This window comes from Pyrobaculum ferrireducens (genome assembly GCF_000234805.1).
GTDB lineage: Archaea > Thermoproteota > Thermoprotei > Thermoproteales > Thermoproteaceae > Pyrobaculum > Pyrobaculum ferrireducens.
Map to the genome: position 1 here is coordinate 775254 of NC_016645.1, position 24451 is coordinate 799704.

27 protein-coding genes and 1 CRISPR repeat array are annotated in these 24451 nt (G+C 57.9%); of the genes, 15 read left to right on the forward strand and 12 right to left on the reverse strand.

The genetic code is table 11. The features are described from left to right. Positions 1 to 28: 28 nt before the first annotated feature. From P186_RS04280 to P186_RS04290, 3 genes are all read left to right on the forward strand, one after another. Positions 29 to 928 (forward strand): substrate-binding domain-containing protein, encoded by a 900-nt coding sequence (locus tag P186_RS04280; protein WP_014288186.1) that lies wholly within the window; start codon positions 29 to 31, stop codon positions 926 to 928. Positions 929 to 957: 29 nt separating this feature from the next. Next, a complete protein-coding gene (locus P186_RS04285; protein WP_148682715.1) occupies positions 958 to 1329 on the forward strand; it encodes a heavy metal-binding domain-containing protein in 372 nt (123 codons plus the stop codon). Positions 1330 to 1472: 143 nt separating this feature from the next. Next, entirely contained in the window at positions 1473 to 1907 is a 435-nt protein-coding gene (locus P186_RS04290) for a PadR family transcriptional regulator (protein ID WP_148683155.1), read from the forward strand. On the opposite strand, the gene P186_RS04295 is transcribed toward P186_RS04290, so the two are convergent. From P186_RS04295 to P186_RS04305, 3 genes are all read right to left on the reverse strand, one after another. Continuing rightward, on the reverse strand, positions 1904 to 2731 hold the full coding sequence (locus P186_RS04295; protein ID WP_148682716.1) for a hypothetical protein: 828 nt from the start codon (positions 2729 to 2731) through the stop codon (positions 1904 to 1906). The two genes, P186_RS04290 and P186_RS04295, sit on opposite strands and share 4 nt — an antisense overlap. 458 nt (positions 2732 to 3189) lie before the next feature. After that, a complete protein-coding gene (locus P186_RS04300; RefSeq protein WP_014288190.1) occupies positions 3190 to 5001 on the reverse strand; it encodes an ABC transporter permease in 1812 nt (603 codons plus the stop codon). Further along, positions 4998 to 6044 (reverse strand): ABC transporter ATP-binding protein, encoded by a 1047-nt coding sequence (locus tag P186_RS04305; protein WP_014288191.1) that lies wholly within the window; start codon positions 6042 to 6044, stop codon positions 4998 to 5000. The genes P186_RS04300 and P186_RS04305 overlap by 4 nt, the downstream gene beginning before the upstream one ends. A gap of 85 nt (positions 6045 to 6129) precedes the next feature. Between P186_RS04305 and eif2g the strand changes: the two genes are divergently transcribed. Next, a complete protein-coding gene (gene eif2g, locus P186_RS04310) occupies positions 6130 to 7365 on the forward strand; it encodes a translation initiation factor IF-2 subunit gamma (protein ID WP_148682717.1) in 1236 nt (411 codons plus the stop codon). A gap of 42 nt (positions 7366 to 7407) precedes the next feature. Here the strand turns inward: eif2g and P186_RS04315 are convergent, their stop codons facing one another. Next, positions 7408 to 8349 (reverse strand): helix-turn-helix transcriptional regulator, encoded by a 942-nt coding sequence (locus tag P186_RS04315; protein ID WP_014288193.1) that lies wholly within the window; start codon positions 8347 to 8349, stop codon positions 7408 to 7410. Positions 8350 to 8387: 38 nt separating this feature from the next. Next, entirely contained in the window at positions 8388 to 9353 is a 966-nt protein-coding gene (locus P186_RS04320; protein WP_014288194.1) for a hypothetical protein, read from the reverse strand. 241 nt (positions 9354 to 9594) lie between these two features. On the opposite strand from P186_RS04320, the gene P186_RS04325 reads away from it, so the two are divergent. Together P186_RS04325 and twy1 are read left to right on the forward strand one after the other, a co-directional pair. Further along, the gene (locus P186_RS04325) at positions 9595 to 10068 is read left to right on the forward strand and encodes an NUDIX domain-containing protein (protein WP_148683156.1); all 474 of its coding nucleotides are present in this window, start codon (positions 9595 to 9597) and stop codon (positions 10066 to 10068) included. A gap of 28 nt (positions 10069 to 10096) precedes the next feature. After that, a complete protein-coding gene (gene twy1 / locus P186_RS04330; protein WP_014288196.1) occupies positions 10097 to 11158 on the forward strand; it encodes a 4-demethylwyosine synthase TYW1 in 1062 nt (353 codons plus the stop codon). Here twy1 and P186_RS04335 read toward each other — a convergent pair. Both P186_RS04335 and P186_RS04340 read right to left on the reverse strand, forming a co-directional pair. Then, on the reverse strand, positions 11119 to 11505 hold the full coding sequence (locus tag P186_RS04335) for a nucleotidyltransferase domain-containing protein (RefSeq protein WP_237179464.1): 387 nt from the start codon (positions 11503 to 11505) through the stop codon (positions 11119 to 11121). The genes twy1 and P186_RS04335 overlap by 40 nt on opposite strands. 55 nt (positions 11506 to 11560) lie before the next feature. Beyond that, positions 11561 to 11956 carry a HEPN domain-containing protein gene (locus tag P186_RS04340; RefSeq protein WP_014288198.1) on the reverse strand — a complete coding sequence of 132 codons (396 nt, stop codon included), beginning with the start codon at positions 11954 to 11956 and terminating at the stop codon, positions 11561 to 11563. Between the two features lie 66 nt (positions 11957 to 12022). On the opposite strand from P186_RS04340, the gene tenA reads away from it, so the two are divergent. The 5 genes from tenA to P186_RS04365 all read left to right on the forward strand — a co-directional run bounded on the left by tenA (position 12023) and on the right by P186_RS04365 (position 14464). Then, positions 12023 to 12661 (forward strand): thiaminase II, encoded by a 639-nt coding sequence (gene tenA / locus P186_RS04345; RefSeq protein ID WP_014288199.1) that lies wholly within the window; start codon positions 12023 to 12025, stop codon positions 12659 to 12661. 103 nt (positions 12662 to 12764) lie between these two features. Beyond that, complete coding sequence (locus P186_RS04350) at positions 12765 to 13241, forward strand: thiaminase II/PqqC family protein (protein WP_014288200.1); 477 nt, start codon at positions 12765 to 12767, stop codon at positions 13239 to 13241. 55 nt (positions 13242 to 13296) lie between these two features. After that, a complete protein-coding gene (locus P186_RS04355) occupies positions 13297 to 13497 on the forward strand; it encodes an ATP-binding protein (RefSeq protein WP_014288201.1) in 201 nt (66 codons plus the stop codon). Between the two features lie 103 nt (positions 13498 to 13600). Beyond that, on the forward strand, positions 13601 to 13786 hold the full coding sequence (locus P186_RS04360; RefSeq protein ID WP_014288202.1) for a hypothetical protein: 186 nt from the start codon (positions 13601 to 13603) through the stop codon (positions 13784 to 13786). A 201-nt stretch (positions 13787 to 13987) separates the two neighbouring features. Then, the gene (locus P186_RS04365) at positions 13988 to 14464 is read left to right on the forward strand and encodes a PaREP1 family protein (protein WP_014288203.1); all 477 of its coding nucleotides are present in this window, start codon (positions 13988 to 13990) and stop codon (positions 14462 to 14464) included. A 363-nt stretch (positions 14465 to 14827) separates the two neighbouring features. On the opposite strand, the gene P186_RS04370 is transcribed toward P186_RS04365, so the two are convergent. Together P186_RS04370 and P186_RS04375 are read right to left on the reverse strand one after the other, a co-directional pair. Then, positions 14828 to 15040, reverse strand: a complete 213-nt coding sequence (locus P186_RS04370) for a hypothetical protein (protein WP_014288204.1) — start codon at positions 15038 to 15040, stop codon at positions 14828 to 14830. Next, positions 15024 to 15809 (reverse strand): sulfide-dependent adenosine diphosphate thiazole synthase, encoded by a 786-nt coding sequence (locus P186_RS04375; RefSeq protein WP_014288205.1) that lies wholly within the window; start codon positions 15807 to 15809, stop codon positions 15024 to 15026. Before P186_RS04375 ends, P186_RS04370 begins: the two co-directional genes overlap by 17 nt. 87 nt (positions 15810 to 15896) lie before the next feature. On the opposite strand from P186_RS04375, the gene P186_RS04380 reads away from it, so the two are divergent. The 3 genes from P186_RS04380 to P186_RS04390 all read left to right on the forward strand — a co-directional run bounded on the left by P186_RS04380 (position 15897) and on the right by P186_RS04390 (position 18720). After that, entirely contained in the window at positions 15897 to 17150 is a 1254-nt protein-coding gene (locus P186_RS04380; protein ID WP_148682718.1) for an MFS transporter, read from the forward strand. Between the two features lie 192 nt (positions 17151 to 17342). After that, positions 17343 to 17957 carry a hypothetical protein gene (locus P186_RS04385; RefSeq protein ID WP_014288207.1) on the forward strand — a complete coding sequence of 205 codons (615 nt, stop codon included), beginning with the start codon at positions 17343 to 17345 and terminating at the stop codon, positions 17955 to 17957. Positions 17958 to 17985: 28 nt separating this feature from the next. Further along, the gene (locus P186_RS04390; RefSeq protein ID WP_014288208.1) at positions 17986 to 18720 is read left to right on the forward strand and encodes a PD-(D/E)XK nuclease family protein; all 735 of its coding nucleotides are present in this window, start codon (positions 17986 to 17988) and stop codon (positions 18718 to 18720) included. Positions 18721 to 18753: 33 nt separating this feature from the next. Here P186_RS04390 and cas6 read toward each other — a convergent pair whose 3' ends face one another. Beyond that, the gene (cas6, locus tag P186_RS04395) at positions 18754 to 19548 is read right to left on the reverse strand and encodes a CRISPR-associated endoribonuclease Cas6 (protein ID WP_014288209.1); all 795 of its coding nucleotides are present in this window, start codon (positions 19546 to 19548) and stop codon (positions 18754 to 18756) included. 32 nt (positions 19549 to 19580) lie between these two features. Between cas6 and P186_RS13785 the strand changes: the two genes are divergently transcribed. Continuing rightward, positions 19581 to 19736 (forward strand): hypothetical protein, encoded by a 156-nt coding sequence (locus P186_RS13785; protein ID WP_014288210.1) that lies wholly within the window; start codon positions 19581 to 19583, stop codon positions 19734 to 19736. A gap of 98 nt (positions 19737 to 19834) precedes the next feature. Beyond that, positions 19835 to 23569: direct repeats of the CRISPR family, unit length 24 nt; unit sequence GTATCTCAAAAAGAGGATTGAAAG. A gap of 178 nt (positions 23570 to 23747) precedes the next feature. On the opposite strand, the gene P186_RS04400 is transcribed toward P186_RS13785, so the two are convergent. Beyond that, on the reverse strand, positions 23748 to 24038 hold the full coding sequence (locus tag P186_RS04400) for a hypothetical protein (protein ID WP_014288221.1): 291 nt from the start codon (positions 24036 to 24038) through the stop codon (positions 23748 to 23750). Continuing rightward, the gene (locus P186_RS04405) at positions 24035 to 24310 is read right to left on the reverse strand and encodes a helix-turn-helix domain-containing protein (protein WP_014288222.1); all 276 of its coding nucleotides are present in this window, start codon (positions 24308 to 24310) and stop codon (positions 24035 to 24037) included. The genes P186_RS04400 and P186_RS04405 overlap by 4 nt, the downstream gene beginning before the upstream one ends. Positions 24311 to 24451 lie beyond the last annotated feature (141 nt).

Sequence of the window (24451 nt, forward strand, 5' to 3'; positions counted from 1 at the left end):
GTTTTATCTACTGGTTTTTTAAGTATTCATGGAGTTTAGAGCTGATTTGAAGCTGGTGGTGGGGGGCGGGGAGCTGGGGGCCGACTTCTTTAGGTGTCTGCTCGCGGTTGACCTGTGGGGGTCTATCAAGGGGGCGGCTGAGAGGCTGGGGGTGCCGTACTCCAGCGTGTGGAACAAGATCGCCCGGGGGGAGCGCCTTCTCGGCGCGCGGCTGGTGGCGGCGAGCCGGAGGGGCGGGGCTAGGCTCACTGAGGAGGGGCGGCGGGTCCTCCGCCTCTACCTGGCCGAGGCTGGGAGGCGGGGGATTGTGCTGGGGCTCTCCGACTTCATATACGCGGGTAGCCACGACCCGGTGGTGGAGGGGGCCCTGGGCGGGGGGGAGGCGTACTTCGTGGGCTCTATGCAAGGCCTCCTCCTGGTGGCCTCTGGGTTGGCGCACTTCGGCGGCGTGCACCTGGGGGACAACTGGGGGTTTGTCTCGCGGTACGCGCCGCATCTCTGCCTCGTCGCGGGCTTCACGAGGGAGGTGGGGGTGGCGTCGAGGAGGCCTATTAAGCGTCTGCCGGAGCTCCGCGGGCTGAGGATCGTCAACAGGCCGCCGGGTGCCGGGACCAGGGTACACATCGACAGGTTGCTGGCCGAGCTGGGGGTTGCGCCGTGGGAGGTGCCGGGGTACTGGGACGTGGCCGCGACCCACGAGGAGGCGGCTAGGCGGGTGGCCGAGGGGTCGGCTGACTACACAGTCACGGTGCGCCACGCCGCGGAGAGGCACGGCCTCTACTTCTACAAGCTGGGGGTGGAGAACTTCGACTTTGTGTGCAGGAGGGAGGCCTGCGGCCGGGTGGCGGGGTTTGTGAAGTCGCTGAGGCTCCCCCGGGGCTACGGGGAGGCGGAGGGCTTCGGAGAGGTGAGGTGCGCCTGGGGGTAAGAGATATATTGCCTAGGGGTGTGGGGGACATGGCGATTAGGGAGGGTGATGTGATTGTCGTGACGACGCCGTACGTGCCGGGGTACAGGGTGGTTAAGGTGCTGGGGGTGGCTGTGGGGGTGACGGCGAGGTCGAGGGGACTTGGGGCTACTATAATTGCTGGGCTTAGGTCGATTTTTGGTGGGGAGATTGACGAATTTACGGAGCTTGCGGAGCAGGCGAGGAGAGAGGCTATCGAGCGGATGGTGATGCACGCGAGGGAGATGGGGGCCAACGCCGTGGTGAGCTTCCGGCTGGAGAGCAATGAAATTAGTGAAAATATGGATGAAATCATTGCCTACGGCACGGCGGTGGTGGTGGAGCCCGCTGAGGGCAGCGGGGGCTGCGCCGCGGTGGAGTAGTAACGTATTTTCCGATATCGGAAACGAAATTTTTTAAATGCCTGGTTTTGGAGTGGTTCATGGAGGCGCTGGTCTCGGCGGGTAAAAGGCTCGTTTTCGATATCGGAAGAGAAATGTTTATAAAGACGGCTGTTCGTAGACTCATGGGCCCGCCTCCGTGGGCGTTTATCGGAAGGAGGGGCCTCCGGGAGGTGGTTCTGTGGCTAGTCTCGGACAAGGCTATGAACGGGGCTGAGATTATAAGGGCTGTGGAGGACGTCACCTGGGGCTTCTGGAGGCCGTCTCCCGGCTCCGTCTACCCGCTCCTGAAGCAGCTGGAGGCCGAGGGGCTTGTCAGGAGGAGGTCCGACGGGAGGTACGAGCTTACGGAGTCTGGGAGGGGGGCTGTGAAGCTGATTCCGTGGCTGAGGGGGCCGAGGCTGGGGGCGCCGAGGAGCGTGGGGGAGATTGTGGAGGAGATCGAGAGCTGGGCTATGTACCTCTCAGACCTGGCCGTGTCTGATCCAGAGAAAGTGTCTCCTTACAAAGAGAGGGTGAGGCAAATAGCGGAGTTGTTGAAAAAGGTAAGTGAGGTTTAGCTAATCCCCAGCTCAACCTCCATTGTTTTTATCTCTTTACGAATCCTCTCTAGAGAGTCTTCATAATACTTTATGTAGCGTGTGGCGTTTTTGTCGGCGGCCAGGCGCTCTAGGGCTTTTGTATAGCGTAACTCGTAGAGTTTTCTGTTAATGTAACTGGCGGTTTTCTCCGGCGCCTCAATTACGACATATGAGCGGTCAGGTGGTAGATCGGTGAAGCTCTCGGCGAAGCAACGCCCGATGAAGCCCACGGCGTCGCCGGACATGCCGATTTTAAGCACCTCTACTCTCAACTGCATGTTAGCGTGTAGAAATGCTCTTGCCGTGTTTTTAGAGACGCCGTACCACCCCAGAGGAACGAAGGCCTCCACAACCTGGCGGTTTTTGAAGAAGCTACCGTAGTCGGAGGGGAGTAGAATTGTGTTGCTACACGGGTCAACCTCTATACCGAGGTGCTCCCGGCCGAGTTTTACAAAATCCGCGTCGTCTAGCACGAGTAGATCCGCAACGGGGCCCCACGCCGTGGTCTCATTTCTTCCCGCGACCAGCGTTGCGTATTCGATACGCCATGCGTAGTATACACCGCGTATTGGAATCTTAGCCCTTAATACGTCTACCAACTCGTCCACGTCACCTGGGGCGAGGAACTCTGGATCTCGCCTCACCCTCTCCACGACCCCAGCCGACGAGTTTACATAGGAGAGAAACTCCCTCCGGGCCTCGTCGTCTAGCACTCCGTAGATCTTCACGACTGTGTCGTTTCTCTTAGGTTTCTTGAAGTAGTCCATCTCCACAGCCCTCACGCCGATGTACACCCTCTCCAAGCCATCGTACGCGATGGATTCAACGAATAATGTGTAGGACCCCCAGTCGGTTCTGTTTCCAGCTCTCGTAGAATTTTCGCCCCCTCTCTGTGAGGTAGCTGATTGCGGTGGCGCCAGCTTCTGCCCCGTTTCTGTAGCTCTTGAAGCTGTCTCTGTGACCGCGGGGGGAGTGTTCTGGTAAGTTGCTGAGTTGGTATGCGTATTTTGTTGAGGAGCCGATGTTGTTGCGGCTGTGTTGTGTTGTGGAGCTGATTGGCGATCTGGCGCTGTTGTTAAGCCCGTTTGTATGATAGCAACAACCGCCAGTATGGCAATAACTAATACTACGCTTGAGAATATTATTACATTTTTCATGGCCATTCTAAATAGGCATTTATACTGTAGCTATAGACTGCATTATAACAGTACTGAGGTAATTTGGGCATAAGATCCTTTTTTTGTATTTAAAAATTTTACTCCTATAAGACGAATCCGTATCTTGTTTTTAGTACCCTCGTGGTTAGGGTTATCGCTGCTATCTGTATTGCGACTAGTATGAGGCCGAGGGTTGCGGCGTCTTGTACGCCGTATAGCCCGCTTTCGAACCGCTCTCTCATGAAGGCTGTTATGGGCATGGCGGTGTCTCTCCCCACCCCCTTGAGGACTCCCAGGGTTATGCTGAGGGATACCTCGCTGGTGACGTAGACGAAGCCTATCAAGGCGCCGCTGAGGATGTTGGTCTTGAGGAGTGGTATCAAAATCTTGTGGAGTACGCCGAGGTAGCCTGCGCCTAGGTTCATGGCCACCTCCTCCATGGAGGTGTGTATCTGCTGGAGCCCGGCGTATATGCTCCTCACGACGAAGGGTAGCTTCCTCACGGAGTATCCCAGCACAAGGTAGAGCTCGGGGTGGGCGATGGGGTCGAGGACGGCGGCTAGCTGGGGGGCGCCTGCGGCCTTCAGCCACGTGGTCACCTGAAATGAGGTGAGGAAGTAGGCATAGGCCACCACCAGCCCGGGTATGGCTATGGGCATGGTGGCGAGGGCGTCTAGGGCGTCTGCGAAGGGGCCTCTGGAGCGGGCGGCGGCGATAGCTATGAAGAGCCCCACCGCAGTCATGATCAGCGTGGCGGCTACGCCGTAGTACAGAGTGTTGAGTATGCCGCGGAGGAAGAGCTGGTTTTGGAAAACCCCCTCCAGCCTCTCCGCGGCGTTGGCGGGGCTGAGGCCCTCCGGTAGCGGCGAGGTGGTCCACCTGTCGGCGAACACCAGAGCCACGGCGCCGATGAGGGGGGCGGCGGCGGTGAGGACCAGCGGGAAGGCGACTAGGTAGATGGCGAGTTTGCCGAGGGGGCCTGGGGTGTAGGTCCTCGGCCTCAGCTGGCGGATGAGCATAGCGTACTGCCTAAGCCCGACGTACCTCCTCACGGCGAGGAACGAGGCGATGGATATGGACAGCAGTATCAGGGCGAGGAAGGCGGCGGTTGGGCTAATCTGGCCTCTTATCTGGTCGAGGAATTTGGAGTAGACCTGGTAGGAGAGTAGCTTACGGGCGGCTGGGTCGTCTTGGAATATTATGGGGGCGGCCACGTCGTCTATGGCGAATATGAAGACGAGGACGAAGGCGGCGGCGAGGCCCGGCGTGGAGAGGGGGAGCACCACGTCGCGGACAGCCCTCCCCTCGCCGGCGCCTAGGTTGTTAGCCACCTCTTCGAGGGTGGGGTCCACCCGGGTTAGGGCGGCGTATATGTTGAGGTAGGCTATGGGGAGGTACATGAGCATCTGCACAGCCGCCACCGCCGCCAGCCCCGAAACCTCTATCTTGAAGGGGAGCCCGAGGACGTCGTGGAGGAGCCAGTTGAGGGTGCCCCACCTGGGGTCGAGGAACTTCCTCACCACATACGCCGTGGCGAAGGGCATAACTATCAGCGGGATCGTTGCGAGCAACCCCAGAAGCGTCCTGCCGGGGAAGACGTACTTGGCGAGGACGTAGGCTAGGACGAACCCCAGGGCCACGTCGGCGGCGGCCACTGTTAGGGCTACCCAGAGGCTGTTGAGGATGACGCCCATGTCGGGCCCTCTGATGACCACCGTCGGGGGGTCTGTGGGTCTTATAAACACGGCGTCTCTAAAGGCGCCGGGGGTGGGGTTTAGGTAGAAGGGGTCTGTAATTGATGTATAGATCTCGGCTATGCCGGCGAGGACCTGCCAGAAGATGAAGAGCAGGGGGGCTACCAGCAGGATGGTGAGGTATAGGTAGCCAGCCCCCGTGGAGAGCTTTATGAGGTTCATGTCTTGAAGGCCCAGGCCCGCGCTATCTCCACCGCCACCCCCTCGCCGGGGGCCGCCGGGGGCTTCGGGCCCTCTGCCTTGAGGACGACTCCTCCGCAGTTCAGAGTGGTTTGGTAGTACCTGCCGAGGAAGACCACGTCCATCAGCTCGCACCTCAGGCGCCCCCCGCCTACGTAGACGTCCTCCGGCCTAATCACCAAGGTGACCTCGTCGCCGGGGGCCAGCTTGTGGGGGGTGGCTGCGTGTATGGGGAAGCCGGCGTCGACGACGGCGGCCTCCCCCCTCTGCTCCACGACGCGGCCCTTAAGGACGTTGGAGCGGCCGACGAAGGTGGCGACGAATAGGTTGGCCGGCTTGTGGTAGATCTCCTCAGGTGTCCCCACCTGCATGACCCTCCCGGCGTTCATGACGGCTATTCTGTCGGCAACTGCGAAGGCCTCCTCCTGGTCGTGGGTGACGTATATCGTGGTTATGGAGAGCTTCTTGGCTATCCTCCTCACCTCCTCTCTGAGCTCCACCCTCAGCTTCGCGTCGAGGTTGGCCAGGGGCTCGTCTAGGAGGAGCACCTCGGGCTGAACCACCAGGGCCCTGGCGAGGGCCACCCTCTGTTGCTGCCCTCCGGAGAGCTGGAAGGGCTTCCTCTCCTCCAGCCCCGAGAGGTCCACAAGCTCCAGCACCTCCCCCACCCTCCTCTTTATCTCCGCCTCCGTCATCTTCTTGCCCTTTTTCTTCATGAGGCGGAGGCCGTACGCCACGTTTTCAAACACCGTCATGTGGGGCCACAGCGCCCAGGTCTGGGGCACCACGGCGGTGTTTCTCTGTTGCGTGGGGAGGTGGGTGACGTCGCGGTTGTCGAAGTATATACGGCCGGAGGTGGGCTCCTCCAGCCCGGCGACGAGGCGGAGGAGCGTGGTCTTGCCGCAACCGGAGGGCCCCAGGACTGCGAGGATCTCGCCGTCGTTCACCGTGAGATCTACGTCGTCTACAGCCACGACGCGGTTGTCGAAGACCTTGCGGAGCTTCTCCAGCCTCACGACGGTCACATGTTTCTCTTCCAGCCAGTATATATATTAAGTGTTGTGTATGCCGAGGCGCGTTAAGTATATAAACGTTGCCGTAGGTGGCGGCATGGCTTTCGTCTACCCAGACGCCATAGTCTCCACCGCGGGGCACGTGGACCACGGGAAGACGCAGACCACCTACGCCCTATCGGGGGTCTGGGTTATGAGGCACAGCGAGGAGGTTAAGAAGGCCATGACTATAAAGCTTGGCTACACCCAGGTGGGGATTTACGACTGCGGCGAGGAGTACTACTACAGCGACGGTATTCTCCAAGAGGGTAAGTGCCCGGGGGGCGGGGAGCCGAAGCTAATCCGCCGCGTCTCCCTTCTGGACGTCCCCGGCCACGAGGTGCTTGTAGCCACCATGGTATCCGGCGCCGCCGTCGTCGACGGGGCCCTCCTCGTGGTGGACGCATCCCAGCCCGCGCCGCAGCCCCAGACGGCGGAGCACTTCGCCGTGCTCGACATCATCGGGGTGAGGCACATGGTGGTGGCCCAGAACAAAATTGACCTGGTGACTAGGGAGAAGGCCCTTGAAAACTACGAGCAGATTAGAAACTTTCTAAAGGGGACGTGGGCTGAGAAGGCCAAGGTGGTGCCCATCTCGGCGCTCCACAGGGTAAATATAGACGTCCTCGCCACCTACATCGCGAAGTCCGTGCCGAGGCGCGAGGCTGAGCTGGGGAAGCCGGCGCGGTTCTCCGTCCTGCGTAGCTTCAACGTCAACCCGCCGGGCACCCCGCCGGAGAAGCTGAGGGGCGGGGTCCTGGGCGGGACGCTACTGCAGGGGGTGTTGCGCGTCGGCGACGAGATCGAGCTGAGGCCGGGGCTGAAGGTGGACAAGCCCAAGCCCGGATACCAGCCTATATACACAAAGGTGCTTAGCATCGAGTACAGCGGGTACAAGGTGGAGGAGGCGAGGCCCGGGGGGCTGGTGGGCATAATGACCGGCCTCGACCCGGCGCTCACAAAGGCAGACGCCCTGGCCGGCGCAGTGGTGGGGAAGCCCGGCACGCTCCCCCCCGTCTGGACCGCGGTGGAGATCGATACGAAGCCCATACCCAGGGCTGTGGGGGAGAAGGTGGAGCCGCTTAAGCAGGGGGAGGTGGTGCTGGTGGCGGTAGGCCCCGCCACCGTGTTCGGCGTGGTCCAGTCAGTTAAGAAAGACGTGGTCTCCGTAGCGCTTAAGAAGGCGGTCTGCGCCGAGCAGGGCGCCAAGACCGTCGTCATTAGGCAGGTGAAGAATAGGTGGATCGTCACAAACTACGGAGTGTTGAAGGGAGGCACCGCGGCGCTGGAGTAAGCCGTACCTCATCAGTTGTAAAATCTGTGCCCCTCCACAGGTTTACTTAGGCTTGACGTAGTTCCGGCCGTCTCTCTTCTCCACCTCCACAAGCCCCTCCCTCTCCAGCCTCCTCACGGCCTTGAAGACTGTGGTACGTGGGAGGCCCAGCGCCCTAGCTATCTCCGCCTCGTAAACCCCGCCGGTGCGCCTGACGTACTCCAGCACGGCGCTATCCGTCTCGTTGAGGTCGCCGCCCGACTTCTTGCCTCTATTCCTCAACACGGCGTATCCCACACCCGCGGCGGCCGCCGCCGCTACACCTGCCGCGGCTACGGGAACCCAGTCGAAGCCAGGCGGCGGGCCGCCTCCAGAAGGAGCGGCGCTGGCGGTGGGGCCCGGGCTCTGGGCTGTGGAGCTTGTTGCGGCTGGGGGAGGCTGCGACGTCTGTGTGGTGGATGTTGTGGAGGGGCCGGCTCCGGTCTGCTGGGCTTGTGCAGGCGTCAGCGTTGTCGTCGTGATCGCTGTTGTGGTGGTCATGGCTGTGGTAGTGGTGGCCGGGGTGGGGGCTGGTGATGTGGTTGCTGTGGTGGTGGGGGTTTGGCCTCGGCCTTGTAGTGTGTAGGCGACGGTGCCGGGGCCTTTGGCTATTACTACGAGTGCGTTTTTGTCAAGGGTGTAGTTGATGATTTGGAGTGTAGGGAGGAGGAGCACGCCTCGCTCTGCCCATATGACGTAGTAGCCCTCTGTGACGTTGAAGGCGAGTGTGCCGTCGACGACCCTAGTCCGGGGGACGTACTTTACCGTTATCAAGGCGTAGCCGAGGACTGGCACCGTCAAGACGTCGCCGGCGAGCACGGCGGGGACCGGGGTCATGTTGTTGTAAACCACGGGGGCGGATAGGGGCGGGGCTGGGAGGGTGAGGTTGTAGAGAGTGCCCACTAAGGTCTGGTTGAATAGGAGGAGGGCTGTCCCGTTGGCAAAGATTAGAACTGCCCAGAACACGGGGGAGCCGGAAAAAACCTATTTCAAAGTTTCGCCCCCTACTTACCCTTCTTATCCTTCTTCTCCTTGTCCTTCTTCTTGTCGCCGCCACCCGACTTCTTCTCTTCGTTCTTCTCGCTCTTATCTGACTTTTCCTCCTTCTTCTCCTCCTTTACGCCCTTGTCCTCCTTCTTCTCATCTTTCGCCTTTTCGTCTTTTTCATCGTGGCTGTCTTTGTGGACTTTTCCTTTCTTTACCTCTACCTCTACTGCGTAGCCTTGTCCCGTTTTCTTTATTTCTATGTAGGTGCCGTTGCCTAGGTATAGCTCAGCCTTTTTGAGCGTTGACGTGAGATTTGCCACGTAGGCGGCGGCTTTTGTCAGCTGCGCCGCCGTCTGCGGATCTATGGGCTCTATCTGCTTAGCCACCTGTCTCAGGAATGTGGCCATCTGGGCGAGGTCTCTTACGTGGGCCTTTACCTCGAGCTCGCTGGAGGTGCCGTTGAGGGCCTTGGCTCTTCTCTCTATTTCGTATTCTATCTTGGCTTTTAGGGCTGTGGCGTTGGGGGATGTGCCGTTGAGGGCCTTGGCGGCGACCATTACGTTCAGCTCGGCCTTCTTCGTGGCGTTGTTTGTGGCGACGTACTGCGCAAGTTGCTTCAGTAGTTGCATGGCTTTGGTGGTGTTGCCGGCCTTAAGGGCCTCGTATATCTGCTTCACCGAGCTGGAGGCGTTGAACTGACCCACGGCGTGGCCCACAACGTGTATGTAGTAGGCGGTGGTGCCGTTGTAGACAACTGTCTTCAGATTTACATTAATAGTCTTATTATTGTAGTTTAGGACGAGCATCGTGCCGTTTGTCTTGTAGACGATGTGTATCGTGCCGGAGGGCGTCACCACGTACACCGTGCCGTTCGACACGGTGGCTGTGGAGTTTGTAGTTGTGGAGTTTGTAGTGGCCGCCGCGGATAGGCCCGCGGCGAGCAACACCGCCACCGCGGCTATTATTAGGTATTTCCCTTGCATGACCCCCCGTATCTGCCGTGGTTTAAAGGAATTTGTTTCCCCGACGTGGTGAACGGCCGGCTTGACGTGGTGAACGCCTCCGAGGGCGGTGTTCACGGCGTGTATTCACGACGTTGGCTCAGTCCGCGGAATAGTTCTCACCGCTCGATAGGGGGCAAGTCGTCCTCATCGCCATTGAAATCTACGCCCCCGTATTTTAGCTTTAACGCCACATTCTTATAAACACCCCTTCTTTATGTGGGTGTGTCTTTCAAAGACGTGGCCGTCGGGGGGTCCGGACTGGGCTGCTGTGGGGGTGTTGCTGGACAGAGGCCGGATTTTGCTAATTAGGCGGGTGAGCAGGGAGGGGGACCCCTGGTCTGGACAGGTGGCCTTCCCGGGGGGCCGCTGGAGGGAGGGGGAGGATCTGCTCCAGACGGCGGTTAGGGAGGTGGAGGAGGAGGTGGGGGTTAGGCCCACAGGGCTTGTGGGGGTCATGGCGCCGCAGAGCCCGAAAAACGCGCCTTGGCTCAAGGTGGTCCCCTTCGTCTTCGACAGGTGGGAGGGGGAGGTGAGGCCCAACCCCCGGGAGGTTGCCGAGGCGAGGTGGGTGGCGAGGGAGGAGCTTGCTGAGGAGGAGTGGATGGGGCGCTACGCATATGTTGCTGGGAGCTGGGTTATCTGGGGCCTCACCTTTAGAATTCTGAAGGCTCTCGTGGACTGCGGCCTTTTTTAACTTTATATAGTGGCAACGGGGGTTTTACGTGTCTTGTGAAGACGTGGCGCTGGGGCGGTACCACGTGCTGGAGGGGCCTAGGCTTAGGATTAGGGCCTCCGCCGGGAGGGCCCTGGTGGAGCGGCACTACGGCTTCGTTGGCCACGCCGCGGTGGAGCTCTGCAAGTGGACCAAGGACGCCGTTGAGGGGGGTAAGTCTTGCTACAAGGTGAAGTTCTACAACGCCCCGGCTGGGGGGTCCCACAGGTGTGTGGAGATGAGCCCGGTGGGGCTTGTCTGTAGCAACCGCTGTGTCTACTGCTGGAGGCCCACCGAGGAGTTCGACGCCTTTGTCCTCGACGAGAGGTTGTACATGGAGCCTGAGGAGGTGGTGAGGGGGGTGCTGGAGGAGAGGAGGCGCCTCCTCTCGGGCTACTGGGGCCACCCCGAGGGGCGTAAGAGAGTGAAAGACGCGCTGGCGCCCACCCACTGGGCCATCTCCCTCTCGGGGGAGCCCACTATGTATCCAAAACTGCCCCAGTTGATTAAGCTGGTGAAGTCGCTTCCCCACACCAAGTCTGTATTTCTCGTCACAAACGGACAGCACCCCGACATGCTGAGGAGGCTTATTGAGGAGGACGCCCTGCCCACCCAGCTCTACCTCTCCACAAACGCGCCGAACAGGGAGCTGTACTACAGGATAAACGTGCCGGTTTACAACGTGGAGGACGCCTGGGAAAGGTGGCTGGAGTCTCTAGACATAATCGCCAAGGCCCCCACGAGGACTGTGCTCCGCATCACCCTGATCAGGAGCCTCAACTACGACGATAGGTACATACCGGAGTTCGCCCAGATTGTGAAGCGGGGCAACCCCCACTTCGTGGAGGTGAAGAGCTACATGCACCTCGGCCACTCCACCTTTAGGCTGAGGAAGGAGGACATGCTCAGCCACGAGGAGGTTAAGGAGTGGAGCCGCAAACTGCTGGGGGAGCTGGAGAGGCTGGGGGCCCGCTTTGTCTACATGGACGACGACGAGCCGAGCCGCATAGTGGTGCTCCAGAACCTAGACCGCTACGTAGACCGCTGGATCGTGCCGCCAGGCTCCGCCTGACGGCAGATTCCGAGGCGGAGGCCGTCGAACAGCGCGAGGCAGTTTTCCAACATCTTCGCCAATACGCCGTCTACGGCGAATTCCCCCAGTGAGTAGAGAAGCAGGTCTAGGGGTACCCCTCTGCACATTCTCCTAATCTCCGCCGCCTCCTCGAAGTAGTCCTCGTACCTCGGCAGTACCACTATTATGTCGAAGTCGCTTGCGGCGCCGTGCCTCCCCGCCGCCCTAGAGCCGAATAGTAGAACCGAGACGCGGCCCCCGTACCGCTCCACTATTGAAGATATGCAGTGGGAAAATCTCTCGGGGTACTCCCTCACCCTTTCTACAAAAACCTCAATCTTAACCACAGATCCACACACACCACCCGTATATATAGCCCACGGCGTGTGAAATACGCCGGCTCTAGCCTCCTCTAGGTATCTCCCGCCCGGACCAGCGCTCTACTAGGCTCACTATCAATTCCATTGCCGCTATGCACCTCTTGGCGGTGCCCTCCGTGTAGGGCTTCACCCCCCTGGCGGGGTAGCGGGCGAGTATGTAGTGGGGCTCCATCCACTCAGCCTCTCTAAAAAGCTCCTCCGGCACCTCCCTCCCCAGCTTTTTCAACACCTCCAGTAGCTCTGTAATGCTGTGGGTAAAGGGGTGGGAGCCGGTGGCGTCTACGATAAGGCCTTTTAAAAACATCTCCAGCGCTTGGTGTGCGTTGAAACATGCCAAGTTGTAAACCCCCGAGCGCAGTGCTATGTAAGCCATTTTCATAAATGAAATTCCTCTCTCAAACCAGTCCTCCAGGCCCACGGAGGTGACACGTCCCCTAAATAAATCAGTGTAATAACGTTTTTATATTCAGGGGATAAATGTCTTATGTCGTCGGCTGAGTTGAGGAGGAGGGCTGGTGATGTCTGGGGGAGGATTTTGGCGCATCCCTTTGTCGTGGAGCTGTACGGGGGGTCTCTGCCGCTGGAGAAGTTTAGGTACTACCTGCTCCAGGACTACAACTACTTGGTTAACTTCGCCAAGGCGCTTTCCCTCGCCGCGGCCAAGGCGCCCGACGTGTCGCTTATGAAGACGGCGCTTGAGCTGGCCTACGGCACAGTGACGGGGGAGATGGCTAACTACGAGAGGTTGCTGGCGGAGGTGGGGCTTACGCTGAGAGACGCCGAGGCGGCAGAGCCTAATAGGGTAAACAAGGCGTATATGTCGTATCTCAAGTCTGTCTGCGCCTTGGAAGACTTCTACAGCTGCATGGCGGCGGTTCTGACCTGCTTCTGGAGCTACCTGGAGATAGCCGAGGCCCACCGGGAGAAGCTGGAGGGGAACCCGGTCGCCGTCTACAGGCGCTGGGCCTCCGTCTACCTCTCCCCAGAGTACAGAGCCCTCGTGGAGAGGCTTAAGGCCGTGCTGGACCGCTCGGGGAGGCACCCCGACGAGCTGTGGCCCTACTTCCGGGAGGCGTCTCTCTACGAGCTGGAGTTTTGGCAGGCGGCGTATGAGGGTCATTGAGGCTATTAGGAGGGAGCTGGAGCCGCTTAATAGAGAGATCCTGGCTACCCTCAAGCCCAGTGGGGAGGCCCTTCGCAGGTTAGTGGCTAATTAGCTCTACATAGTGCCCCACGACTTGAAGGCGCTGTCCGCGGCCATGTCCAAGGCGAGGGAGGGGGACGAATACCGCCTCGTCAAGTTGCTGGTAGACGGGGACTACAGAGCCTTGGAGCTGTTGCGGGAGCTGGCGGAGGAGGTGGGGGTGACCTTCAGCTGGGACGCCGTCGACCCGTCGGCGGTCTCCTACACCCACTTCTTGAGCTGGCTCGCTCTGCACGGCACCTTGGGGGACCTCGCCGTTGCCATGACGGTGAACCTCCCCGTCTGGGGCGAGAACTGCGCGGCGCTGGCGAGGTGGGCCAGGGGGCAGGTCTACTCCAAGCTGGGCTTTCTAGAGATGTTCGCCGGGCCTTACGACGAGCTGGAGGCGGCGGCGGAGGCCGTGGCGGAGAGGTATCTCGACTGGGGGCGCTACCGCTTCGTGGCCAGGACGATACAGAGGTACGAACTGGACTTCTGGCGCGCCATATCCAGCACTTAAACATTTTGGAATTTGAAATTCCAAAGTTCTTAAACATGTTGGAATTGGGGATTCCGTGGATTTTTTAAACCCCTGGTGGAGGGGGAGGCTTGAGGAGGACCCCCACCTGGCTAGGTGGACAGAGTCGCCTGTTAGGCGGGTGCCCAGCTTCGTCTACGAGGTGGAGCTGGAGCCCTACGCCCTCCACTTCCTATTCGGGCCGAGGCAGGTGGGGAGGATCACCGCGCCGAGTCTCTTGGTGAAGCGGCTTGTGTAGGAGGGTAGGGACCCCGCTCCATTTTTTACTACACCTGCGACCTCCTAGCCGACTACCGGGAGCTGGCAGAGGTGTTGAGAGAGGTGGCTAGGCTGAAGGAGAGGTGGGGGTTAGAAGCGCCTTTGTAATACTCGACGAGGTGACCTACCCTCAAGAGGTGGTACAGGGCAGTGCCGGAGCTGAGGCTGGGAATAGAGGTGAAAATAGGCAGAGCTGGCGCCGGGGGATTGTGGGACAGGTAAAATATATAGGAATCCCCCCGACGCCGCCGAGTACCTATACCGAATAGAAAACACGCCGTGGGCAAACCGCGGCTTCTACAGCGAGGGGTAGAACGGCCAATGGGCGCATCTAAACAGCGGAAAAAAGGCACCTCATAGACACGTCAGAATCCACGGCGAGAATGCCACTTACTGCCCCCGTGCCTAAACCGCCGAAAAGGTCGAACCCCTCTTTGAATAAACATTTAAGTTCAACCCACGGCGGTTATGTGGAGTTAAAAAAACCTTGGATAGACCTCGACGGGTATATTAATACCAGGAGCAAGGAAGCCTTATATGAGGCGGAGTTGGCGCTGGATTTCTTAAGACAAGGGCTAATACGAAATGCAGCGGGAAAGGCGTTCCAGGCATGGAAGGCGGTCCTGGCACTTCTCGCCGCCAAGGAGGAGGAGAGGATACGCGGGAAATACCCCGGAGAGAAGAGGCTAAAGACCGGGAAAAAGATAGCCGAGGCTTATTGGATTATTGCGTTCATGCCCACGACGAGGCTTAGAGAGGTGGCGCGTCTACTGGCAGAATCCATCGGCATGGAGGTATACTTCGCGACGGAGATAGCGCTTTCGCTTCACGAGTATCAATACAACGGCCCCGATAAGGAACTAATATTCAGCAGATACCGCACAGACGAGGAAGCCGCTAGAGATATATCGTTGATAATAAACCTCGTGAGGAAATACAGCCAGTAAATCGGCGACCAGAAACCAACCACACCTATCGGAGAGCTGGAATTTAACATCCGCAGTGCCTATTAGTGGGGACGGCAAGATTAACCGACGGAACAAAGACTGGCCCCCTCCCGCCCCGGCCGGGGGCCCCCGCTGGCGGGCAAAGGGCGGACCCCAGAGACTCGCCAGAGGGCCAACAACCCCCCCGGCGAGCTCCATGGCAATGAGCTTAGCCTTGAGCCCGCCCTAGTCACATTTCACACGGAGGGACGGATTCAGCCGCCGGGGACATAGGGTTCATAGACTTGGCGGCGCGCGACCCAGCGCCGTGGCTGGGCTGGCCGTAGGCGGAGGGTTGCGTATAGAATGAAAAAAGCGGCTATGTTAAATGGCGGCTTTCCTCAGCCTGCCGCCAGCTCCCGCGTCTTGATTACGAGTCCATTTAGCCACAAACTGTTTGTAACACTCCCTAGAGCAGAACACCCAGGGCTTGTTTACGCAACACGTCTTCACCACAATTGCCCCCTCTCTAATCAGCCTCCCGCAGTTGGTGCACCTAAGCTCCGTGGGCCTTTGGACTTTAAGCTCGAACGGCATGAGCCTCCGCCGTCAAGTCCTTGTACACCACCTCCGCCACCTTCTTCCCAGACATCAACATTCCGCCGAATATAGGCCCCATTCTAGGCAACCCGTATACGGCGCAGACGGCGATGCCGGCCACGTAGAGGCCGGGGGCCACCCTACCTGTGTGCTCCACCACCAGCTTCTCCGACACCTCAGACCACGCCGACTTCTCCCCCACCACCTGTATCCCCAGCTCAGGCACCTTCCTAGCCGCCACGGAGACTACTTCCGCGTCGTGGCCAGTGGCGTCTATCACGGCCTTGGTCTGGGTGTAGAGCGGGTCGACGTGCATCCCAGACATCTGGATAGGCGTCCATATCCACAGCAAGCCGGTGACCCTCGGCGGGTCCCCCCGGAAAATCACGTCGTCGACGTGGACCCCCAGTATAATTTTAGCGCCGGCGTCCACCGCACCCGCCGCGAGCTTTGCGATGAGCTCGGCCGGGTCGACGGTGTAGAGCCCGTCCTCCGCCGGCTTGTACCGCACCTTGAAGTCCCTCAGTATGGGCACAGCCTCCTCCTGCACCACGATCTTAGGCAACATGTTGCCCCCAGGCCCTATCCCGCCGCCGAAGGAAAACCTCCTCTCGTACACCACAACCTTCAGCCCCTTCTCCGCCAGGTACCTAGCCGCGGTGAGCCCCGCAGGCCCCGCCCCCACCACAGCCACGTCGACGTCGCTGTACTCCTCCAAGTCCTTAAGCGCGTGTCTAATAATCGCCCTCCCAATCTTCAGCTCCATAAGCAACTACTTGATTCCAAATAAAAACATTATCCCCCACGGATACGCTGAGAGAAAAATTTATTATAGAAATCGGATAATGTGGTTATGTCGTGGAGACCAGTTCACTGGAAGCTCTTTGTAATTGTAAGCGCCAGCTTTTTCCTAGACGGCGTCTTGTTCAGCCTCGTGCCAGCCACCTTCTTTCTCATAGAGGAGCTGGCTAAAAACGCCACGTTGATTTTCGCCGCCAACTCCCTCGCCTTTATGCTAGGCGCCCTGGCCCTGGGAAAGCTGGGGGACGTCGTGGGCAGGAGACTCGGCCTCATCGCCTCCCTCTTGATCTACGCCCTTGGGACTCTGTGGTTCGTAGCCGCCTACTGGGCAGACCGGCTGGACCTCGCCACGGCGCTGGCCACCACCTCGGTGATCAACTTCGGCGTGGGGGGAGAGGTGGGCCCCGCATACTCCGCCCTCGCCGAGTTCACCCCCCCGAGGAGGCGCGGCGCCGCCTTGATGCTCGCCGCCAACTTCTGGAACGCCGGCGCGGCCGTCATTGCAGTCGCCTCGCTCTACTACACCCAGATCACCGGCGACGTAAAGACGGCGATCCTCTACACCTTCGCCACAGCCCTCGCCCTAGCCGCCCTCGTCCTCGTGGCGAGGTACCACATCCCCGAGTCCCTCAGGTGGCTAGCCGCCAAAGGCAGGGAAGCCGAGGCCAGGGCCCTGGCCGAGAGGTACGGCGTCTCCGCACCCCCGCCCCAGGCCCCCAGAGCCTCGCTGAGGGGGTACTGGGGGAGGGTGGCGATCCTAGCCGCCGCCTTCACCGCCCAGCTACTCACCTACAACATTGCCGCCTACTACCTCCCCTACGCCCCCGGCTTCGCCTACGGCTACGAATTCGCCCCCATAAACGTCGCCATAGCCAACCTAGGCGCCACCGTGGGGGCCTTCCTCCTACTGCCGCTAATAGACAGGTCTAGGAAGACGTCGTTCACAGCCGCCTTCGCCGGGGGCACAGCCACAGCCGCCGCCCTAGCCGCGGCGCACGGAGCCGCCCCGGAGACATACGCCGCGGTCCTCTTCCTAAACCTAGTATTCTCCGAGTGGGCCTGGGCCTCCATAAGCGTCCTCGAAAGCGAGCTCTTCCCCACAGCCGTGAGGTCCACCGCCGTCGGCCTCGTCACCGCCCTGGCCTGGCTGATAAACACCGGCGCCGTCTTCCTAGAAGGCGTACTAGGCGCCCACATATTCCTCGCACTCCTAACCGCCCTATGGGCCCTCGGCCTAGCCGCCGCGGCCTGGTGGAAGACACGAGGCGTAGAAAGCGCAGGAAAAGAACTCGAAGAACTCACCTAACCCCAAAGCGGCACCCCCAACACTAGAAGACATCGGGCTATGAAACACGCCGCAGCGAAGCGCCGCGCAGATCGGCAGAAAAAGCCATATGAACCCCCCACCACAACATGCCGCAACCGCCGCCGTCTCCCCCCGGCCCGGCGCCGCACACGCCTATGTAGAAAGCTTTAAATAGACTGCGGAGAGAGGTATATGGCAGGCTGGAGACTGGAGGCGGCCGGGGGGTGCCTAAGGCTGGCCGAGGGCGCCGCCGCGGCCGAGATCTGCAGACAGCCAGGCAACTACGTTGTTAGGTACGGAGCCGTGTTGGCAGAGGTCTACCCACCCGGCGACTTGTACAGAGAGGTGGAGGACGCAGGCGGCAAGATACTCTCCAGAGAGATAGCGCTCAAAGACCTCGTGGAGTTCACCGCCTCCGGAGGCGAGGGGAAGGCCACGCTTACAGCGTCGGAGGCCGCCTTGAGACAGGTGTTTGAAGAGGCAAAGGCCGTGTTCAACGACGTGGCCCAGTCCATAAAAGAAGAGCTCCTCGACGCCCTCAAAGAGGCGAGGCTGAAATACATAAACTCCTACGGCGGCGTCTACATAACGGCGCTCGAGGGCAGGCAAGGCGCCGTCGAGATCCTAACCAGCGCCCAGGAGCAGGGCGTCCTCCTAAAAATAACAAAGGCAAAGACATCCCACCTAAACATAAAGTGGGAAGACCCCGAAGCCAAGGAGACAGCCGCCAAGGTGGCCAAAGGCGAGGCAGAGCCCCCACTCCTCCAGAAATACATAGAAACCAAATTCCCCAACAAAGCCCTCTAAACTTTAAACCCACACCCCCCTCCAAAACGTGGGCCTCAGAGAGGACTTCCTCCGCCTACTCGAACAAGACAAAGACTTCCGAATGGCCGTCGCCGGGCACCTGGGGTACAGCGAGATACTAGAGCGGCTAGACAGAAACGAGCGGCTCATCGCAAGACTACAGCGCCAAGTAGCCAAACTACAAAAACAAGTAGACAAAATGCAGAGACAAGTAGACAAGCTACAGGAGCAAGTCGCCAAGATGCAGGAACAGATGCGAAAAATGCAGGAGCAGATGGACAAGTTGCTGGGCCTCTACGGACAGCTGGCGGCGGAGGTAGCCGCCGTGAAGACGCGGCTGGACAAGCTGGAGAAGAAGGTGGAGGTCACCATCGGCACCATGGGCCGCAGGTGGGGCCGCGACTTGGAGCTCGCCGTCTTGGAGATTTTCAGAGAGGCGCTGGAGGAGAGGGGCATAGAGCCCGGGCGGGTGGAGAAGCTCAGATTTAAAGACGTCGACGGGAGGTACACAGGCACCCCCGGCCGGGTCTTCGACATAGACGTGGTGGCGAGAGGCGGCGGCCTATACGCCATAGAAGTCAAGTCCTACGCCGACGTCGAAGACGTCGAGGTCCTCCACGACAAGATACCCATCGTCGAGAGGTACCACGGGAGGAAGGTAGACAAAGCCTACCTCGTCGCCGTCGCCATCGAAAAAGAAGCCGTAGACAGAGCCAAGGAGCTAGGCATAGAGGTAATATACGGCTCCACCACCCCAGACTAGCGCCCCCGCGCGGCCCCCCGCCCCGGCGACCTTCTAGCCGCAGTCCCTCGGCTCCACCCTAACCGCGCCCAGGCCCATCCCCCGGCCAGTCCCCACGTTAAAAACCTCAGCCACCCGAAGAGCCCGCCACACGTCCTCCAGCCTCCTCCTCCCGAAGACGCGGTAGACGGCCCAACCCGTGAATCCCCTAGCCACCCCGCCCCCCAGGAGGCTCACAGTCCTGACGCACCTACCGAAGCATCCGAAGTCAGCCAGCCCAACGTAGGTGTAGACCCAGCGGAGGAAAGGCGCGCCGAGGTCCAAGACGCCGAGGGCCCGGCCGTGCCTAACGGCAGACTTAAACACGTTTAGAGGCCTCGGCGTGAAGTCAAACAGCGCCCTCCTCCGCCTATACAGCGGCTTCACCGCGAACCTCACCGGCGAGAGAAACTCCAGCCGGAAGCAGGAAGCCCCCGGGAGGGGGTCCACAGACACGTCGCGGAACTCCACCTCCTCCACAGCGACGCGGGAGTTGAATATGCGGAAGCCCCCGGCGACGCCGTCCACGAAGGCCTCGGCCAGCCCCCTCTGGGCAAATCCCACACGGAACTCCACCAGCTCCCCGGCCGGCAACGCCGCGGCGTCCAGCACCGGCCTCCCCCCGGCGAAGAGGGGAGACACCGCGAAGGGCTTCGGCCTCGCGTCGTGGAGATCACCCCTCCCCAAGACCGAGAGGACGATGGCCTGCACCAGCGTCCCCGAGAAGCCGGACACCGCCGCGCCCTCCCCCAGCCTGCCCCGCACCCACACCCGCCACACACAGAAGAAAACACCCCCTATTAAAAGCATTTAAAAAACGTCGTGCAGAAAGCCCTTTGCATATGTCAATATTTCAACTCCCCTCGGCGGATAGACAAATGTACGTGGGGGATCCAGTTTATAAAACGTCGTGCAGACCCACAGCGAACGGCGCCGCCGAGCTGTTGCCACACGACATTCAACTACCAGAAGCCGCTAGGCACGCTGACACAATGTAGAAAGACAACAAAACACAAGCAACAACAACACAGCAATCACTCCAATACTACACAAGAAAAACTTAAAAACCCACAAAAAACCATGACCAGGAACCCCAGTATCTCAAAAAGAGGATTGAAAGCTGCGGCGCGCCGTAAAGCGCTACGTGGGTCGTCTAGTTGCGCGGTATCTCAAAAAGAGGATTGAAAGCTGGGATTAGGAGCCTGTGCATGTGTATAACGCGCTCGGGGAGAGTATCTCAAAAAGAGGATTGAAAGCTTCTTCGGCGCGGCGCTGTTGCTGAGGGCTTTGTTCTCGAAGGTATCTCAAAAAGAGGATTGAAAGCATCACCCAGGACCTGTGGATCGGCCACGAGGTCGACTTGAAGTATCTCAAAAAGAGGATTGAAAGCCTCGACTGGAACGGTCTCCCCCGCGAGCCACCTCTTTGTATCTCAAAAAGAGGATTGAAAGGACGTGTTTATGCCCGTGGATTTATTGCGTATGGGCTTCAGTATCTCAAAAAGAGGATTGAAAGCTTTGATGTGTTGCGCGCTCATTTCGTCGTCGGCGGGAGCAGGCCGGTATCTCAAAAAGAGGATTGAAAGCGAGTCGCTCCGCGAGCTGGCGCTCCTGGCTCCTCAGTTGCTGTATCTCAAAAAGAGGATTGAAAGCACCTCGTCGACATCTTTACCGAGCCACTCCTTCTCGTATTGGTATCTCAAAAAGAGGATTGAAAGATGATGGAGCTAGAGGACTTCCTCGTGTTGTCTTTGGCGGTATCTCAAAAAGAGGATTGAAAGATGATGGAGCTAGAGGACTTCCTCGTGTTGTCTTTGGCGGTATCTCAAAAAGAGGATTGAAAGCTTCTCCTCCTCGACCTCCTCCTCTTCCGATTCTCTCTCCGTATCTCAAAAAGAGGATTGAAAGGGAGGCCGTGGCGAGCTTCTTCGGCTTCGAGGCGCCCAGGGGTATCTCAAAAAGAGGATTGAAAGTCGCTCTGCTGGCATACGGCTTCTACGTCTACTACCAGACGCTGTATCTCAAAAAGAGGATTGAAAGACTAGACCTCCCGAGGGACCACGTCATCGACGACATTTTACTCGTATCTCAAAAAGAGGATTGAAAGATGTATGATACTGCAGATAGACTACACGGCGATTATCGAGCTAGTATCTCAAAAAGAGGATTGAAAGCGTTGAAACTGATCGTGATCACTGGCTCCCACGTCCTCCGCGAGTATCTCAAAAAGAGGATTGAAAGTCTACGTCCAGGGGCTTGACGGCCCTCCGGCCCGTGCAGTATCTCAAAAAGAGGATTGAAAGCCCCATGGGCACGAGCGCCGTGTAGAGCTGCGGCCCAATCCGCCGCGGTATCTCAAAAAGAGGATTGAAAGATACCAATACAACACGCTAACCATCGTCCCAGACACCTCAATCTACGTATCTCAAAAAGAGGATTGAAAGTCACCACGCGGCCGCACTGCCGCGCCCTTAAAAACACGTATCTCAAAAAGAGGATTGAAAGCGTGCGTATTGTCTTGCTACTTATGTCGAAGTCTCTCGAAACGAGTATCTCAAAAAGAGGATGGAAAGCTATACTCCTCTGGAAAAGTGCCGCCTTCTGTTGCGAGAAGTATGTATCTCAAAAAGAGGATTGAAAGCGGTTATGGCGACTCTCCACGGGGTCTTGAGGAGCATGATAATGTATCTCAAAAAGAGGATTGAAAGGTACTACAGCCTCTGGTCCACCGGGAGGTTGCAACTGGTATCTCAAAAAGAGGATTAAAAGCTCTACTTCTTTCTCCACCCCAGTCTCCATAGCGTATACCTGTGTATCTCAAAAAGAGGATTGAAAGAATACCGAGCCAAAACGGATTGGGCCGCAGCTCTACACGTATCTCAAAAAGAGGATTGAAAGCTTGACACCGAGCTTCTGAAGCCACTCCCGCACCCTCTGTATCTCAAAAAGAGGATTGAAAGACATCACTATCAAGACCGGCGCCGTGCTGAACTACGACGAGTTTGAGTATCTCAAAAAGAGGATTGAAAGTTACTCCTCAGCTCCTTGATGAAGGGAACGGCGTGCCCCGCGGTATCTCAAAAAGAGGATTGAAAGACCGAGAGGCTGAGGCAGGTGACCCTGCGGGACGTGGAGGATGCGGTATCTCAAAAAGAGGATTGAAAGTAAGTATACTCATTGCTTCTTCATGCCTTGTCTTACCTGTGTATCTCAAAAAGAGGATTGAAAGTACTGCTCGGTCTCTGCGACTATTCTGTCGTCGTACTCAACGGTATCTCAAAAAGAGGATTGAAAGTACGTACGCCCACGCGCTCACAGTCAACTTCACCTCGCTCAAGCTGTATCTCAAAAAGAGGATTGAAAGAGCCTCTCGAGAGCCTTCTGCCTGTCGACTGTCAGCACTGTATCTCAAAAAGAGGATTGAAAGGGTGGTGTATCAAGACGCGTGACGCAGGCCTGTCGCCGTATGATCCGGTATCTCAAAAAGAGGATTGAAAGACCACGGCGGACTCCACGAGACCTCGCGCATGCTCTGGAGTATCTCAAAAAGAGGATTGAAAGCTGCGTCCGCGACTTCAGCTTGGCCTCCAGCACGGCGTGTATCTCAAAAAGAGGATTGAAAGGCGGATAAGGCTCAGAGCCCCCAAGCGCCTCCCGCGGTCTCCGCAGTATCTCAAAAAGAGGATTGAAAGCACTGCCCGAGTTGCCAGGCACAGCCGGCTTGTCGGTCCTCACATAGTATCTCAAAAAGAGGATTGAAAGGCCACCTCGGCATGCGCCTACACGGGCCGAGGATCGTGCTTGTCTGTATCTCAAAAAGAGGATTGAAAGGCGGTGCGATCCCACCTCACGGCCACCAGCTCGCTGTCGCCGTATCTCAAAAAGAGGATTGAAAGCGTGTACGTGTGGCCACACCCGGTCAGGTCAGAGCTGATAGAGGCGTATCTCAAAAAGAGGATTGAAAGGCGCAGTCTGTAGGCCGGCAGAAACGTGTCGGTGTTGTAGGTATCTCAAAAAGAGGATTGAAAGTCTCCAGCTCTTCCCTCGACACCTGTTCGTACGCGCTCCTGTAGTATCTCAAAAAGAGGATTGAAAGATTTCGGCCATAGCCTACCTACCGGGTAGCATACGTGCGTGTATCTCAAAAAGAGGATTGAAAGTGTAGTAGCGTTCGGCGATCATGTGAGTAAGCACAGCTGTGTATATAAGTGTATCTCAAAAAGAGGATTGAAAGTTCAACAGTCCGGTGGAGTTCATGCTTGTGAGGATGTATGGTATCTCAAAAAGAGGATTGAAAGCCCTCGCCAGCGGCGGCGCCAGCCGCTGGCGCACAGCAGATTGTATCTCAAAAAGAGGATTGAAAGGTGATAAAGATGGCTAGTAGCACCACCGCGAAAAATGGCAAGTATCTCAAAAAGAGGATTGAAAGACGCTTTTGTTTACACGACGTTGATCGGCGGGGTGTGTGAGTATCTCAAAAAGAGGATTGAAAGACCATTGGGTCAAGGACGGTGTCGCCAGGCTTTGTATACATTGTATCTCAAAAAGAGGATTGAAAGGTCTTCTACGCCTATCAGCCACGCCCCCACGACGTCTTCGCTGTATCTCAAAAAGAGGATTGAAAGCGATGTGTCTGTCTGCGGTTGTCAGCAGATTCCTAACCGTGTACAGTATCTCAAAAAGAGGATTGAAAGAGGCCAGGTATCGCGAGAGCGATCTTGAGATCATCAGAGACACGTGTATCTCAAAAAGAGGATTGAAAGGCGACGGATGTCGGCTACTACTTCAGCACAGACGTGTGGCTGTACGTATCTCAAAAAGAGGATTGAAAGCTCTACCCGTAGGATGATATGCGACGCACGCTACTACTCCAGCCTCTCACAACAGAGGCACGGCGGCGAGCTCTACGAGTTGCTCCTGGAGCATCGTTGACTAGAAGCTGAGATCAAATGGTTCAGAAGGTACGAAATATCAGCAGAAAGATAGATATTAAAAATGGTTAGTACTAATCTACTTTTTTGCCTTTATCCTCTCTCTGATTTTTGCACGGTCAAACAGCTTCATGACGTCGTCGACGGCCTCGAGGAGCTCTACGCCGCGCCTAGTCAGCCGCCAGTAGCCGGCGTCAAACTCAACCAGCTTCAGCTCCCACAAATATCTAAGTTCCGCGTCGTACCCCAGCTTAGAGACGTGGTACAGCAGGTCACCCTCAGCCAGCTCACCGCCATACGCAAACAACACCGCCAGCACCGCGACGTCAGCCACAGTAATGCGGCTAGCCAAATCTTTCACATCTATCATATCACCTCCTCGACGAATCGAAGCACCTCCTCTCCCCGCGCCGTTATCTTATACACGCCGTTGACCTGGTCAACAAGGTCCCTGCTTATCAGAGTCTTCAGCCTAGACGCGAGGCCGTGGCTAATCTTAAAACCGTACACGTCGTGAAGTACCTCGATAATCTCGGAATACCTACGCGGCTTCTCCTTCAATATCTTCAATATTACTATATTCAACACGTCAAGCTTCACGACGAGGCTGTGCACGTCATAACTTTCAGTGACCTCTCTCATGAATCCAGATTCATGAATCAGTTATAAGCATATCTGTCAAACAATACCACTCACCAGAGGTAAACTTAATAAATGTGTCATAGCTCACTAATCATGAATCAAAACTAAAACAAAACGCTACAAATACCTACTTCTCTCAAC

Bases quoted from the DNA above. Each gene is read 5' to 3' on its own strand.
- P186_RS04280 (WP_014288186.1), top strand. From the start codon at position 29: ATGGAGTTTAGAGCTGATTTGAAGCTGGTGGTGGGGGGCGGGGAGCTG.
- P186_RS04285 (WP_148682715.1), top strand. From the start codon at position 958: ATGGCGATTAGGGAGGGTGATGTGATTGTCGTGACGACGCCGTACGTG.
- P186_RS04290 (WP_148683155.1), top strand. From the start codon at position 1,473: ATGGGCCCGCCTCCGTGGGCGTTTATCGGAAGGAGGGGCCTCCGGGAG.
- P186_RS04300 (WP_014288190.1), bottom strand. From the start codon at position 5,001: ATGAACCTCATAAAGCTCTCCACGGGGGCTGGCTACCTATACCTCACC.
- eif2g (WP_148682717.1), top strand. From the start codon at position 6,130: ATGGCTTTCGTCTACCCAGACGCCATAGTCTCCACCGCGGGGCACGTG.
- P186_RS04320 (WP_014288194.1), bottom strand. From the start codon at position 9,353: ATGCAAGGGAAATACCTAATAATAGCCGCGGTGGCGGTGTTGCTCGCC.
- tenA (WP_014288199.1), top strand. From the start codon at position 12,023: ATGTCGTCGGCTGAGTTGAGGAGGAGGGCTGGTGATGTCTGGGGGAGG.
- P186_RS04370 (WP_014288204.1), bottom strand. From the start codon at position 15,040: ATGCCGTTCGAGCTTAAAGTCCAAAGGCCCACGGAGCTTAGGTGCACC.
- P186_RS04375 (WP_014288205.1), bottom strand. From the start codon at position 15,809: ATGGAGCTGAAGATTGGGAGGGCGATTATTAGACACGCGCTTAAGGAC.
- P186_RS04380 (WP_148682718.1), top strand. From the start codon at position 15,897: ATGTCGTGGAGACCAGTTCACTGGAAGCTCTTTGTAATTGTAAGCGCC.
- P186_RS04385 (WP_014288207.1), top strand. From the start codon at position 17,343: ATGGCAGGCTGGAGACTGGAGGCGGCCGGGGGGTGCCTAAGGCTGGCC.
- cas6 (WP_014288209.1), bottom strand. From the start codon at position 19,548: ATGCTTTTAATAGGGGGTGTTTTCTTCTGTGTGTGGCGGGTGTGGGTG.
- P186_RS13785 (WP_014288210.1), top strand. From the start codon at position 19,581: ATGTCAATATTTCAACTCCCCTCGGCGGATAGACAAATGTACGTGGGG.
- P186_RS04400 (WP_014288221.1), bottom strand. From the start codon at position 24,038: ATGATAGATGTGAAAGATTTGGCTAGCCGCATTACTGTGGCTGACGTC.
- P186_RS04405 (WP_014288222.1), bottom strand. From the start codon at position 24,310: ATGAGAGAGGTCACTGAAAGTTATGACGTGCACAGCCTCGTCGTGAAG.